This is a genomic window from Streptomyces sp. RKAG290 (assembly GCF_023701695.1).
GTDB lineage: Bacteria > Actinomycetota > Actinomycetes > Streptomycetales > Streptomycetaceae > Streptomyces.
Genome location: NZ_JAJOZC010000001.1, coordinates 5,971,856 through 5,985,334, shown reverse-complemented (window position 1 = coordinate 5,985,334; position 13,479 = coordinate 5,971,856). Strand labels below are relative to the sequence as shown.

Genomic DNA, 13,479 nt, shown 5'->3' with positions numbered 1-13,479 from the left:
GCACACAATTCGCCCGCGACACCGTGTTGACCATGCTTCACTGCCTCGTAAACGATCCGAGGGTATGCGACGAAGAGGAGATGGCCGCCCGTGCCCCATGAGGTAGATCAGTCGTTCCTTGCCCTTCCGCTGAGGCCCCTGGCCGACGCGGCGCTCGCCCGCGCGCGGGCGCTCGGGTCCGTGCACGCCGACTTCCGCTTCGAGCGGGTGCGCAGCGCCACGTGGCGGCTGCGGGACGCCCGGCCGGCCGGGTCATCGGACACCACCGACCTCGGCTACGCGGTGCGGGTGGTGCACGGCGGGGCGTGGGGGTTCGCCTCCGGGGTGGACCTGACGATGGACGCCGCGGCGAAGGTGGCCTCACAGGCGGTCGCCATGGCGAAGCTGTCGGCCAAGGTGATCGCCGCCGCCGGGTCCGACGAGCGGGTGGAACTGGCGGACGAGCCGGTGCACGGGGAGCGGAGCTGGGTGTCGGCGTACGACCTCGACCCCTTCGACGTACCGGCCGAGGAGAAGGCCGGGCTGCTCGCCGAGTGGAGCGGCAGGCTCCTGGGGCGGCGGGCGTCGCGCACGTGGACGCCTCCCTGATGACCGTCCACGAGAACAAGTTCTACGCCGATTCGGCGGGCACGGTCACCACCCAGCAGCGGGTGCGCCTGCATCCGCAGTTCACGGCGGTGGCGGTGGACGCGACGACCGGCGGGTTCGACTCGATGCGCACGATCGCGCCGCCGGCCGGGCGCGGCTGGGAGTACCTGACCGGGACCGGCTGGGACTGGGACGCGGAGCTGGAGCAGATTCCCGGGCTGCTGGCCGAGAAGATGCGGGCACCCGGTGTGGAGCCGGGGACGTACGACCTGGTGGTCGACCCGTCCAATCTGTGGCTGACCATCCATGAGTCGATCGGACACGCCACCGAGCTGGACCGGGCGCTGGGGTACGAGGCGGCGTACGCGGGGACCTCGTTCGCCACCTTCGACCAGCTGGGGAAGCTGGCGTACGGCTCCCCGGTGATGAACGTGACGGGCGACCGCACGGCCGAGCACGGGCTCGCGACGATCGGCTACGACGACGAGGGCGTCGAGGCGCAGTCCTGGGACCTGGTCAAGGACGGGACGCTGGTCGGCTACCAGCTGGACCGCCGGATCGCGAAGCTGACGGGTCTGGGCCGGTCCAACGGCTGCGCGTACGCGGACTCGCCGGGCCATGTCCCCGTGCAGCGCATGGCCAATGTGTCCTTGCAGCCGGATCCGGGCGGGCTCTCCACGGAGGACCTGATCGGCGGGGTGGAGCGCGGGATCTACGTGGTCGGCGACCGGTCCTGGTCGATCGACATGCAGCGGTACAACTTCCAGTTCACCGGGCAGCGGTTCTTCCGCATCGAGAACGGCAAGCTCGCCGGGCAGCTGCGCGATGTCGCCTACCAGGCGACGACGACGGACTTCTGGGGCTCGATGGAGAAGGTCGGCGGCCCGCAGACCTACGTCCTGGGCGGCGCCTTCAACTGCGGCAAGGCCCAGCCGGGCCAGGTCGCGGCGGTCTCGCACGGCTGCCCCTCCGCCCTCTTCCGAGGCGTGAACATCCTCAACACGACGCAGGAGGCCGGGCGATGAGCCGCGTCAGCAAGCCGTACGAGATCGTCGAGCGCGCACTCGAACTGTCCACCGCCGACGGCTGTGTGGTCATCGCCGACGAGGAGTCGTCGGCCAACCTGCGCTGGGCGGGCAACGCGCTCACCACGAACGGGGTGACCAGGGCCGCACGCTGACCGTGATCGCCACGGTCGACGGGTCCCAGGGCGCCGCGTCCGGCGTGGTGTCCAGGTCCGCCGTCACCGCGGCGGATCTGGAGCCGCTGGTGCGGGCCGCTGAGGCCGCCGCACGCGGGGCCGGGCCGGCCGAGGACGCGCAGCCGCTGGTCACCGGGGTGCCCGCCTCCCCCGACTTCACGGACGCGCCCGCGGAGACGGACTCGGACGTGTTCGCCGCGTTCGCCCCGCGCTCGGCGACGCCTTCGCCCGGGCCCGTTCCGGCGGCCGGGAGCTGTACGGCTTCGCCAACCACGAGATGACCTCGACCTATCTCGGGACGTCGACGGGGCTGCGGCTGCGCCACGACCAGCCGAACGGGACGCTGGAGCTGAACGCCAAGTCCCCCGACCGCTCTCGCTCCGCCTGGGCGGGCCGCGCCACCCGCGACTTCAAGGACGTCGACCCGGCCGAGCTGGACGCGGAGCTGGCCCAGCGGCTGAGCTGGGCGGAGCGCCGCATCGAGCTGCCGGCCGGACGGTACGAGACGCTGCTGCCGCCAACGGCTGTCGCGGACCTGCTGATCTACCAGCTGTGGTCCTCGACCGCCCGGGACGCCACTGAGGGCCGGACGGTGTTCTCCAAGCCCGGCGGCGGCACCCGGCTCGGCGAGACGCTTTCCGAGCTGCCGCTGACGCTGTGCAGCGACCCGCACGCGCCGGGTCTCGAGTCGGCGCCGTTCGTCCTCGCCCACTCCTCCGGGGACGGTGGCTCGGTCTTCGACAACGGGCTGCCGCTGAGCCGGACCGACTGGGTCAGGGACGGCAGACTCGAGCAGCTGACGACCACCCGGCACACGGCGGAGCTGACCGGGCTGCCGCTCGCACCGTCGATCGACAACCTGCTGCTGGAGGGCGGCGGCGAGCGGTCCCTGGAGGACATGGTGGCGGCGACGACCGGTCGCGGGCTGCTGCTGACGTGCATGTGGTACATCCGGGAGGTCGACCCGGCCACACTGCTGCTGACCGGGCTGACCCGGGACGGGGTGTATCTCGTGGAGGGCGGCGAGGTGGTGGGCGAGGTGAACAACTTCCGCTTCAACGAGTCACCGGTGGACCTCCTGTCGCGGGCCACGGAGGCCGGCCGCACCGAGAAGACGCTGCCGCGCGAGTGGGGCGACTGGTTCACCCGGGCCGCGATGCCCGCGCTGCGCATCCCGGACTTCAACATGAGCTCGGTCAGCGCGGGGGTGTGACCCGCCTAGACTGGCGGGTGCCTTTCCATACACGTAACACGTATCCATACAGGTAGCTGAGGAGACACGGAACCGTGACGGACATCGTCGACGAGCTGAAGTGGCGCGGGCTGTTCGCCCAGTCCACTGACGAGGACGCACTGCGCAAGGCTCTCGCGGACGGTCCCGTCACGTTCTATTGCGGATTCGACCCCACCGCGGCGAGTCTGCACGTCGGCCACCTGGTGCAGGTGCTCACCATGCGCCGGCTCCAGCGGGCCGGGCTGCGGCCGCTCGCCCTGGTGGGCGGGGCCACGGGCCAGATCGGTGACCCGCGGCCGACCGCCGAGCGCACGCTCAACGACCCGGCGACGGTCGCGCTCTGGGTGTCGCGGCTGCGGTCCCAGATCGAGCCGTTCCTGTCCTTCGAGGGCGAGAACGCCGCGGTCATGGTGAACAACCTGGACTGGACCGCGGGGATGTCCGCGATCGAGTTCCTGCGGGACATCGGCAAGCACTTCCGGGTCAACAAGATGCTCACCAAGGACTCCATCGCCCGGCGGCTGGAGTCCGACGAGGGCATCAGCTACACCGAGTTCAGCTACCAGCTGCTCCAGAGCATGGACTTCCTGGAGCTGTACCGGCGCCACGGCTGCACCCTCCAGCAGGGGGCAGCGACCAGTGGGGCAACCTCACCGCGGGCCTGGACCTGATCCACCGCCTGGAGCCGGGCGCGGAGGTGCACGCGCTGGCGACGCCGCTGATGACGAAGGCGGACGGGACCAAGTTCGGCAAGTCCGAGAGCGGTGCCGTCTGGCTCGACCCGGAGATGACGACGCCGTACGCGTTCTACCAGTTCTGGCTGAACGTGGACGACCGGGACATCTCCCGCTACATGCGCATCCTCAGTTTCCTGAGCCCTGCCGAGCTGGAGGAGCTGGAGAAGGTCACCGAGGAGCGGCCGCAGGCGCGGGCGGCGCAGCGTGCGCTGGCCGAGGAGCTGACGACGCTGGTGCACGGCGCGGACCAGTGCGCCGCGGTCATCGCCGCGTCGAAGGCGCTGTTCGGCCAGGGCGAGCTCGGCGAACTGGACGAGGCGACGCTGGGCGCGGCGCTCTCCGAGGTACCGCACGCGCAGGTCACCGAGCTCGCACCGCTGGTCGACCTGCTCGTCGAGGTCGGTCTGGCGCCCAGCAAGTCGGGCGCGCGCCGCACGGTCAAGGAGGGCGGCGCGTACGTGAACAACGTCAAGGTCGCCGACGGCGAGGTGGCGCCGGCCCGCGAGGAGCTGCTGCACGGGCGCTGGCTGGTGCTGCGCCGGGGCAAGAAGAACCTCGCGGCCATCGAGGTCACGGCCGGCTGAACCTGGGAACAAGCACTGCGGCCGGGCACGCATCGCGCGTGCCCGGCCGCAGTGCTTGTCGTGTCCGGAGCTCAGGTCTTCGGGGTCCGGAGCTCAGGTCTTCTGCCGCTTGGTGCCACGGATCGAAGCCCACAGCATGTCGCCGACACCGACCACCACCACCGCACCGATCAGCTGGAGCAGGTGGCGCGTCCAGTCGATGCCCTTGGTGTCGTTGACACCGATCCAGGTGGCGACAGCATTACCGAGGATGCTGCCGATGATGCCGAAAATGGTCGTCAGCCAGAGTGGGATCTCCTGCTTCCCCGGCAGGATCGCCTTCGCGATCAGACCGAGAACCAGGCCCACGATGATTGCCCACAACCAGCTCATGCCGCCTCCTCGTGCGACGAAGTGTCGCGAATGTCCGATCAGTCTCCGTCCTGGGCGTGTACACCGCATGTCGGACAGGTCCGTACGTGCGCCAGGCGCACGTGATGTACGTATACGGCGCGCCCCGGTCTCGAACGCGGCGGATGCCGGGCGTACCGTGGGACCGGTCCGGTCCGGGAAGTGTCCGGCGCAGGCATGGGGTCCCCCGGGTTCGCGAGGAACCGGGGGAAGGTGGGTGGAGACGTGATGCGGAAGCAGAGCGGCACCGAGGTCTTCCGGATCACGGGTGCCCGGCAGGGACTCGCCGACGATGTGCGCGGCAGGCAGCGGCGGTACGTGATCTCGATGTCCGTGCGCACCCTGTCGGTGGTCGCCGCGGCGGTCCTGTGGAACGTGGAACGGCATGTGGCGATCGTGGGGCTCGCGCTGGGCGTCCTGCTCCCGTACGTAGCCGTGGTCATCGCCAACGCGGGCCGGGAGAACGCCCCTTCACTGCCGTCGACCTTCGTCCCGGCCCCCACGCGGCCGGTGCTCGGCACGGCTCCGGCGGCCGCTCCGGCGGAGGCGGGACCGGATAGCGAACAGGTCTTCCGGACCCCGGATCCGCAACAGCACACCTGAGCCCGCGGCGGGGCCCAAGCTCAAGAAAACCTCAGATCAATCATGAAGTTCCAGTGCACTGCACCCCGGTGTGCGTGACATACTTCGTAGGCGCTCCGCATCCCCCGTCGGAGCGACGGACCGACGCCGGGCAGCTCCCCCCGTGGCTGCTCGGCGTCGCCCTTTCTCCGGCTGGGGATGCATATGAAGGCGGCCGTGGTGGCTGGCCTAGGGTTGAGTCCGTGAACGTGAACTCCCCTGAATCTGCGGCCGGCAGTGCCGGCGACGCCCCGGTCTGCTCGGCGAAGGGCTGCCGTGCCGACGCCGTGTGGGTGCTTGCCTGGAACAACCCGAAGCTGCACACCCCGGAGCGCCGCAAGACCTGGCTGGCCTGTGACGAGCACCGGGAGCACCTGTCCTCGTTCCTGGGAGTGCGGGGCTTCCTCAAGGACGTGGTGACGCTGGCGGAGTGGGAGTCACCGGACTCGCCCCCCGTCTAGGTCTCTCGGCTGGATCATGCCGGTAACGCCTGATCCGGCCCGACCCGACCGGCAGACCTGAGGTCCGGCTAGCCGCCGATCGCCGACATCGGGCGGTCGGGCTGCAGGAAGGACGGGTCGTCGAGGCCGGATCCGGCCTTCTTGCCCCACATCGCGACCTTCCAGATCCGGGCGATCTCCTCGTCCGGCGCTTCCGAGCGCAGTGCGCCGCGCAGGTCGGTCTCCTCGCGGGCGAACAGGCAGGTGCGCACCTGGCCGTCGGCGGTGAGCCTGGTGCGGTCGCAGGCCCGGCAGAACGGCCGGGTGACGGAGGCGATGACGCCGACCCGGTGGGGGCCACCGTCGACCAGCCAGCGCTCGGCCGGTGCGGAGCCGCGCTCGTCGTCGCCTTCCGCGGTGAGGTCGAAGCGGGTGCGCAGCGACTCCAGGATGTCACCGGCTGTGATCATGCCGTCGCGCTTCCAGCCGTGCTGCGCGTCGAGCGGCATCTGCTCGATGAAGCGGAGCTCGTACGCGTTCTCCACGGCCCAGGCCAGCAGGTCGGGGGCCTCGTCGTCGTTGAGCCCCGGCATCAGGACGGTGTTGACCTTGACCGGGGTGAGCCCGGCGTCCCGGGCGGCTTCGAGACCGGCCAGGACGTCGTGGTGGCGGTCACGGCGGGTGAGGGTCTTGAACACGTCGGGGCGCAGGGTGTCCAGAGAGACGTTGACCCGGTCCAGGCCTGCGGCCTTGAGCGCGGCGGCGGTCCGCTTCAGCCCGATGCCGTTGGTCGTCAGCGACATCTTCGGGCGGGGCGCCAGGGCCGCGCACTGTTCGACGATGGAGACGAGTCCGGGGCGCAGCAGCGGCTCTCCGCCGGTGAAGCGGACTTCCGTGATCCCCAGCTGCGTGACGGCGATCCGGACGAGCCGGACGATCTCGTCGTCACTGAGCAGGTCGGGCTTGGCCAGCCACTGCAGGCCTTCCTCGGGCATGCAGTAGGTGCAGCGCAGATTGCACCGGTCGGTGAGCGAGACGCGGAGGTCGGTGGCGACCCGGTCGAAAGTGTCGATGAGCATGGTGGGCCCCTCCTCCGGTGACTTCCCGGTCCTGGTTGCTGACTCTTCCGAGACTACGCGAGTCGAGTGACAACGAAGGGGCCCGTTTGGCACGAGGAGCGGCGCGGCCGCGTCGTAGGACTCTACGACGCGGCCGCGGGCAAGGAGTGTGTGCGGGGCGAACTCCTGGGTGAATCTCCAGCTCTCGGCCGGTTCCGGTTCAGTGCGCTCCGATACCGGTGAGGGACTTGACCTCCAGCTCGGCGTACTTGCCCTTGTCCGGCTCCTCCTTCGACAGGAGGGAGCCGATCCAGCCGAGCAGGAAGCCCAGCGGGATGGAGATCAGGCCCGGGTTCTCCAGCGGGAACCAGGAGAAGTCGACGCCCTTGAACATCGAGGTCTTCGCGTTGCCGGAGACGACCGGCGAGAACAGCACCAGGATCACGGAGCTGGCCAGACCGCCGTAGATCGACCACAGCGCGCCCTGGGTGGTGAACCGCTTCCAGAAGAGGCTGTAGAGGAGCGTCGGCAGGTTGGCCGAGGCGGCGACGGCGAAGGCGAGCGCCACCAGGCCGGCGACGTTCATGTCGCGGGCGAAGGCGCCCAGCAGGATGGCGGCCGCGCCGATGAAGACGGTGGCCCAGCGGGCGGCCCGCATCTCCTCCTTCTCGCTGGCCTTCCCCTTGCGGATGACGTTGGCGTAGATGTCGTGGGCGAAGGAGGACGAGGAGGCGAGGGTGAGACCCGCGACGACGGCCAGGATGGTGGCGAAGGCGACGGCGGAGATGACGGCGAGCATGACGGCTCCGCCGGTGGTGCCGACCCCGCCGAGGTACTCGGCGAGCTGGGGCGCCGCCGCGTTGCCTGCCGGGTTCTTCGCGATGATCTCCTTCGGGCCGATGAGGGCCGCGGCACCGAATCCGAGGGCGATCGTCATCAGGTAGAAGGCGCCGATGATGCCGATGGCCCAGTTGACCGACTTACGGGCGGCCTTGGCGGTCGGCACCGTGTAGAAGCGGATCAGGATGTGCGGCAGGCCCGCGGTGCCCAGGACCAGGGCGATGCCGAGGGAGAGGAAGTCCAGCTTCGAGGTGCCGGTGGCGCCGTACTTGAGGCCGGGCTCCAGGAACGACGCGCCGTGGCCGCTCTTCTCGGCGGCGGTGCCCAGCAGGTCGGAGACGTTGAAGTCGAACTTCCACAGGACCATGAAGGTCATCAGGATGGCGCCCGCGATGAGCAGCACGGCCTTGACCATCTGCACCCAGGTGGTGCCCTTCATGCCGCCGATGGTGACGTACACGATCATCAGTACGCCGACCAGCGCAACGATGAGGATCTTTCCGGCGTCACTGGTGATGCCGAGGAGCAGGGAGACCAGCACACCCGCGCCCGCCATCTGTGCCAGCAGGTAGAAGATCGACACGATGATGGTGGAGACACCGGCAGCGGTGCGCACCGGGCGCTGTCGCATCCGGTAGGCGAGGACGTCGCCCATGGTGTAACGGCCCGAGTTGCGGAGCGGTTCGGCCACCAGCAGCAGGGCGACCAGCCAGGCGACGAGGAAGCCGATCGAGTAGAGGAAGCCGTCGTAGCCGAAGAGGGCGATGGCTCCGGCGATGCCGAGGAACGAGGCGGCGGACATGTAGTCGCCGGAGACCGCGAGTCCGTTCTGGAAGGCGGTGAACTGGCGTCCGCCCGCGTAGAAGTCGGACGCGCTCTTGGTCTGACGGCCGGCCCAGACGGTGATGCCGAGGGTCGCGGCGACGAAGACCGCGAAGAGCGTGATGATCAACGGCCGGTGCTCGGTGGTGGAAGAGGCGGCGAGCACGGCGGTGTGGGAGTGGTAAGCGGCGCTCATACGTCTGCCTCCATACGGGACTTGATGGCCTCGGCCTTCGGATCGAGCTTCGCCGCGGCGTGCCGCGAGTAGAACCAGGCGATGAGGAACGTGGTGAGGAACTGGGCGAGTCCGAAGACGAAGGCCACGTTGAAGTTGCTGTAGACCTTGGTGCCCATGAAGCCGCCCGCATAGTTGGAGAGCAGCACGTACAGCAGGTACCAGAGGACGAAGGCGACGGTCAGCGGGAAGGCGAACGAGCGGTACGAGCGGCGCAGTTCGCCGAATTCCGCGCTCTCCTGCTCCGCGATGAAGACCTCGGTCGTGGGCTGGGCCGGCCCTGTCTCCGTATTGCCCTCGGGCGGCGGTGCATCGGTAGCCACGGAATCTCCTCGCGACGCGGGTGCGGTGGTGGTGGGGACGGTTGATTTCACTGCGGAACCTCGATATCGGGGGGTGATGGTGCGCCTCCCCTGACAACGGCACGCAGCGCGCGGCGAAGCGGTTCACCGCGGATTCCTCGTTCTCCTCCTCACTCCTACGGGGGCACCGGTGCGGACGGGTTCACGCCAACTCATTGATGAGCCGGGATGATCAGCGATAGCTTCACTGGTCATGTACGCGACTGGACGCGCCCGGTGTCCGGTCGACTGACACGGATGAAGTGGAGACCCCATGGCTCATCTGGGATCCAGACGGACGCGCGCACTGACGCTGCCCGTCGGATTGGCCCTCACCGCGTCGCTCGGCTTCCTGCCGACCGGTGCCGCCACTGCCTCACCGGTGGACGGGCGGCCCGCGGCGGCGGCGTCGACGGACGGACCGAAGCTGTCGTACGTGGTCAACACACGGGGCGGCCACGGCACCGTCAAGCAGGTGCGCAAGGCGGTGGAGCGGGCCGGCGGCACGGTGGTGATCGCCTACGACCGGATCGGTGTCCTCGTCGTCCATTCGCAGAACCCGGACTTCGCGCAGTCCATACGCCGGGTCAGGGGCGTGGCTTCGGCGGGCGCCACCCGTACCAACCCGATCGTCCCGCAGGCCACCAAGGACATCGGGGTGGAGCAGCCGCTCACCGCGCAGCAGGAGCGCAGCGCCGCGGCACGGGCGACGGCGGACCAGGACCCGATGGAGCCGCTGCAGTGGGACCTGTCCGCCATCAAGGCGGACAAGGCGCACGAGAAGTCGCTGGGCAGCCGGAAGGTGACGGTCGCGGTCATCGACACGGGTGTCGACGACACGCACCCGGACATCGCTCCGAACTTCGACCGCGGCGCCTCGGCGAACTGTGTCTCCGGCGCACCGGACACCACGGACGGCTCCTGGCGTCCGAAGACCGGTGAGAGCCCGCACGGCACCCATGTCGCGGGCACCGTCGCCGCCGCGAAGAACGGTGTCGGGGTGACGGGTGTGGCGCCGGGGGTGAAGGTCGCCGGGATCAAGGTGGCGAACCCGGACGGGTTCTTCTACACCGAGTCCGTCGTCTGCGGCTTCGTCTGGGCGGCCGACCACGGTGTCGATGTCACCAACAACAGCTATTACACCGACCCGTGGATGTACAACTGCAAGAACGACCCGGACCAGGGTGCGCTGGTCGAGGCCGTCGCCCGGGCCACGCGGTACGCGGAGAGCAGGGGCACGGTCAACGTGGCCGCGGCGGGCAACTCGGCCGAGGACCTGGCTGCCGACTCGATCGAGGACACGGGCAGCCCCAACGACACCACTCCGGTCACCCGGACGATCGACCCGAAGCAGTGCCTGGACATCCCGACGATGCTGCCGGGAGTCGTGACGGTCTCGGCGACGGGTGCGAAGGGGCTGAAGGCCTCGTACTCGAACTACGGGAACGGCGTCATCGACGTCGCCGCCCCGGGCGGCGACTCGACGGTCTACCAGACGCCCGAGCCGCCCGCGACGAGCGGTCTGATCCTGTCCACGCTGCCGGGCGGCGCGTACGGGTACATGGCCGGTACGTCGATGGCCTCCCCGCATGTCGCGGGAGTCGTCGCGCTGATCAAGTCGAAGCACCCGTACGCGTCGGCGGCCGCGGTGAAGGCCCTGCTGACGGCGGAGGCCGACGCCACCGCGTGCGGCGCCCCGTACGACATCGACGGTGACGGCACCGTCGACGCGGTCTGCGAGGGCGGCAAGCAGCGCAACGGTTTCTACGGAGCCGGTGTGGTGGACGCGCTGGACGCGGTGCGCTGGTAGTGCTTCCGGTACGGGGGCCGGCCTGTCCGGGCCCCGTACCGGACAGGCCGGGCACAACCGGCCGTCCCCGCCCACCCGTAGCCGCCTCCCGCACTAGGGCACCCGGTGCCATAGTGCGGGAATGACTTCCCTTCCCCTTCCCGGCACGGAGCAGGCCTGGGCCGCCCTCGGCGGTGACCCCGCGCTTCTCGGCCGCGTCGAGACGTCGGGACCGGCCGGACTGCTGCCCGCCCGGCTGCCCGTGATGGAGCTGGCCCGCTCCGCGGTCGCGGTCTGCGCCCTGGCGGCCGCCGAGCTGACGGCCCGCCGCACCGGTGGGCCCGTGCCGTGCGTCCGGGTCGACGACGGCGCGGTGGCCACCGCCTTCGTCAGCGAGCGCCATCTGCGGATCGGCGGCCGCGCACCGACCGCGTTCGCCCCGCTGTCCCGGTTCTGGCGCACGGCTGACGGCTGGGTCCGTACGCACGCCAACTACCCGCACCACCGGGCCCGGTTGCTGGGCGCGCTGGGCCTGTCCGCGGACACAGCGGACAACCTGGCCGTGGCTGCCGTCACCGCCTCGTTCGCGGGGCGTCAGGCGGCCGAGATCGAGCGGACGGTGTACGCGGCGGGCGGCCTGGCCGTCGCCGCCGGGACACCGGGCACCTGGGCCGCGGACCCGCGCGGCCTCGCGCTCTCGGGTGTGCCGCTGGTGGAGCGGGAGCGGATCGACGCCGCCCCGGTACGGCGGACGCCCGCGCTTGCCGGTGCACCGCTGCGGCCCGCTGCGGGGATACGCGTCCTGGACCTCACCCGGGTCATCGCGGGGCCCGTCGCCACCCGCACGCTCGCGCTGCTCGGCGCCGACGTGCTGCGGATCGATGGCCCGCGGTTCCCGGAGAGCCCCGACGCGCACTGCGACACGGGGTTCGGGAAACGCTCGGCGAGCCTCGACCTGGCGAGCCGCACCGGACGCGCCGCCTTCGACGAACTGCTGACCGGGGCGGACGTGGTGGTCGCCGGATACCGGCCCGGTGCGCTGGAGCGGTTCGGGCTGACGCCGCAGGCCCTGACGGCGCGCAGGCCGGGCCTCGTGATCGGGCGGCTGTCGGCCTGGGGGCACGGTCCCTGGGCTCCACGGCGCGGCTTCGACAGCCTGGTGCAGGTCGCCACCGGTATCGCCGTGGCCGAGGCGGCACCGGGAGCGCCGGACGGCCCGCCGGGCGCGCTGCCCGCCCAGGCCCTGGACCACGGCACGGGCTATCTGCTGGCCGCGGCCGTGCTGCGGGCCCTGACCGAGCAGCACGACGAGGGCGGCTCCCGGCTGGTCACCCTTTCGCTGGCCCGTACCGCGGGCTGGCTGGTCGACGAGCTTCCCGCAACGTCGGGCGGTGTGGCGGACGGGAGCTACGACCCGGCGAAATGGCTCACGGAGACGGGCGGTCCGCTGGGACTGCTGCGCCACGCACTGCCGCCGGTCGCGTTCGACGGTTCACCCGCCGACTGGTCGCGTCCGCCCGGCATCCTGGGGGCGGACGCGGCCGGCTGGCTCACGGCTTGATGAGGACCTTCAGCGCCGTGCGCTCGTCCATCGCCTTGTAGCCGGCCGGGACCTCGTCGAGACCGATGGCCAGGTCGAAGACGGGTGACGGGTCGATCTTGCCGGCCAGGACGTCGGGGAGCAGTTCCGGGATGTAGGTGCGGACGGGGGCGACCCCGCCGCGCAGGGCGATGTTCCGGTCGAACATGACGCCGAGGTCCAGTCCGGTGCCGCTGCCGTGGGGTACGCCGACGTAGCCGATGGAGCCGCCGTCGCGGGTGATCCCGACGGCCGTGCGCATCGACTGTTCGGTGCCGACGGCCTCGATCACCGCCTGTGCGCCCTCGCCGCCGAGCAGTTCCCGTACAGCGGCCACGGCCGCGTCGCCGCGTTCGGCGACGACGTCCGTGGCGCCGAAGGCGCGGGCGATGTCGGTGCGTGCCTGATGGCGGCCGAGCGCGATGATCCGCTCGGCGCCGAGCCGCTTGGCGGCCATGACGCCGCACAGACCGACGGCGCCGTCGCCGACGACGGCGACCGTGGAGCCCGGCCGCACACCCGCGCCGACGGCCGCGTGGTGGCCGGTGCCGAGGACGTCGGAGAGGGCGAGGAGCGCGGTGAGCAGGCGGTCGTCGGAGGCCGCCGCGGCCGGCAGCTTGACTAGCGTGCCGTCGGCGAACGGGACGCGTACGGCCTCGCCCTGCCCTCCGTCGGAGCCGACCGAGCCCCAGAAGCCGCCCTGCGGGCAGGAGGTGGTCAGCCCTTCGGCGCAGTGGGCGCAGGTGCCGTCGGACCAGACGAAGGGGGCGACGACGAGGTCGCCGACGGCGAAGCCGTTGACCTCGGACCCCGCCTCCTCGACGATCCCCAGGAACTCGTGGCCGATGCGCTGGCCGGGCTGCCGGGCGGACTCACCGCGGTAGGCCCACAGGTCGCTGCCGCAGATGCAGGCCCGCAGGACCCGCAGCACCACATCGGTGGGCCGCTGGATCGCCGGGTCAGGCACCTCCTGCACGCGTATGTCGTGGGGGGCGTGGATGACGGTGGCGCGCATGCGTG

9 protein-coding genes and 3 pseudogenes are annotated in these 13,479 nt (G+C 70.8%); 7 read left to right on the top strand and 5 right to left on the bottom strand.

Features of this window, described 5'->3' with window-relative positions; genetic code table 11:
• The first annotated feature begins 90 nt into the window (after window positions 1-90).
• From LNW71_RS26450 to tyrS, 3 pseudogenes are all read left to right on the top strand, one after another.
• Window positions 91-1,613: pseudogene (locus tag LNW71_RS26450) on the top strand (TldD/PmbA family protein).
• A pseudogene (locus LNW71_RS26445) lies at window positions 1,610-3,002 on the top strand (metallopeptidase TldD-related protein). Before LNW71_RS26450 ends, LNW71_RS26445 begins: the two co-directional pseudogenes overlap by 4 nt.
• Window positions 3,003-3,076: 74 nt before the next feature.
• A pseudogene (tyrS, locus tag LNW71_RS26440) lies at window positions 3,077-4,344 on the top strand (tyrosine--tRNA ligase).
• A 93-nt stretch (window positions 4,345-4,437) separates the two neighbouring features.
• Here the strand turns inward: tyrS and LNW71_RS26435 are convergent.
• Window positions 4,438-4,716, bottom strand: a complete 279-nt coding sequence (locus LNW71_RS26435) for a GlsB/YeaQ/YmgE family stress response membrane protein (RefSeq protein ID WP_250970501.1) — start codon at window positions 4,714-4,716, stop codon at window positions 4,438-4,440.
• Window positions 4,717-4,962: 246 nt separating this feature from the next.
• Here LNW71_RS26435 and LNW71_RS26430 point away from each other — a divergent pair, with 246 nt between their 5' ends.
• Together LNW71_RS26430 and LNW71_RS26425 are read left to right on the top strand one after the other, a co-directional pair.
• The gene (locus LNW71_RS26430) at window positions 4,963-5,337 is read left to right on the top strand and encodes a DUF3099 domain-containing protein (RefSeq protein WP_250970500.1); all 375 of its coding nucleotides are present in this window, start codon (window positions 4,963-4,965) and stop codon (window positions 5,335-5,337) included.
• A 227-nt stretch (window positions 5,338-5,564) separates the two neighbouring features.
• On the top strand, window positions 5,565-5,816 hold the full coding sequence (locus LNW71_RS26425; protein WP_250972156.1) for a hypothetical protein: 252 nt from the start codon (window positions 5,565-5,567) through the stop codon (window positions 5,814-5,816).
• A 68-nt stretch (window positions 5,817-5,884) separates the two neighbouring features.
• On the opposite strand, the gene moaA is transcribed toward LNW71_RS26425, so the two are convergent.
• From moaA to LNW71_RS26410, 3 genes are all read right to left on the bottom strand, one after another.
• Window positions 5,885-6,874 carry a GTP 3',8-cyclase MoaA gene (gene moaA / locus LNW71_RS26420; protein WP_250970499.1) on the bottom strand — a complete coding sequence of 330 codons (990 nt, stop codon included), beginning with the start codon at window positions 6,872-6,874 and terminating at the stop codon, window positions 5,885-5,887.
• Window positions 6,875-7,073: 199 nt separating this feature from the next.
• Complete coding sequence (locus tag LNW71_RS26415; protein ID WP_250970498.1) at window positions 7,074-8,711, bottom strand: cation acetate symporter; 1,638 nt, start codon at window positions 8,709-8,711, stop codon at window positions 7,074-7,076.
• The gene (locus tag LNW71_RS26410; protein WP_250970497.1) at window positions 8,708-9,073 is read right to left on the bottom strand and encodes a DUF485 domain-containing protein; all 366 of its coding nucleotides are present in this window, start codon (window positions 9,071-9,073) and stop codon (window positions 8,708-8,710) included. Before LNW71_RS26410 ends, LNW71_RS26415 begins: the two co-directional genes overlap by 4 nt.
• A gap of 292 nt (window positions 9,074-9,365) precedes the next feature.
• Between LNW71_RS26410 and LNW71_RS26405 the strand changes: the two genes are divergently transcribed.
• Complete coding sequence (locus tag LNW71_RS26405; protein ID WP_250970496.1) at window positions 9,366-10,901, top strand: S8 family serine peptidase; 1,536 nt, start codon at window positions 9,366-9,368, stop codon at window positions 10,899-10,901.
• Window positions 10,902-11,022: 121 nt separating this feature from the next.
• Window positions 11,023-12,441 carry a CoA transferase gene (locus LNW71_RS26400; RefSeq protein ID WP_250970495.1) on the top strand — a complete coding sequence of 473 codons (1,419 nt, stop codon included), beginning with the start codon at window positions 11,023-11,025 and terminating at the stop codon, window positions 12,439-12,441.
• Here LNW71_RS26400 and LNW71_RS26395 read toward each other — a convergent pair.
• Window positions 12,431-13,474 carry a zinc-dependent alcohol dehydrogenase family protein gene (locus tag LNW71_RS26395; protein WP_250970494.1) on the bottom strand — a complete coding sequence of 348 codons (1,044 nt, stop codon included), beginning with the start codon at window positions 13,472-13,474 and terminating at the stop codon, window positions 12,431-12,433. The genes LNW71_RS26400 and LNW71_RS26395 overlap by 11 nt on opposite strands.
• Between the last annotated feature and the right edge of the window lie 5 nt (window positions 13,475-13,479).

Bases quoted from the DNA above. Each gene is read 5' to 3' on its own strand.
- LNW71_RS26395 (WP_250970494.1), bottom strand. From the start codon at position 13,474: ATGCGCGCCACCGTCATCCACGCCCCCCACGACATACGCGTGCAGGAG.
- LNW71_RS26415 (WP_250970498.1), bottom strand. From the start codon at position 8,711: ATGAGCGCCGCTTACCACTCCCACACCGCCGTGCTCGCCGCCTCTTCC.
- LNW71_RS26400 (WP_250970495.1), top strand. From the start codon at position 11,023: ATGACTTCCCTTCCCCTTCCCGGCACGGAGCAGGCCTGGGCCGCCCTC.
- LNW71_RS26430 (WP_250970500.1), top strand. From the start codon at position 4,963: ATGCGGAAGCAGAGCGGCACCGAGGTCTTCCGGATCACGGGTGCCCGG.
- LNW71_RS26405 (WP_250970496.1), top strand. From the start codon at position 9,366: ATGGCTCATCTGGGATCCAGACGGACGCGCGCACTGACGCTGCCCGTC.
- moaA (WP_250970499.1), bottom strand. From the start codon at position 6,874: ATGCTCATCGACACTTTCGACCGGGTCGCCACCGACCTCCGCGTCTCG.
- LNW71_RS26435 (WP_250970501.1), bottom strand. From the start codon at position 4,716: ATGAGCTGGTTGTGGGCAATCATCGTGGGCCTGGTTCTCGGTCTGATC.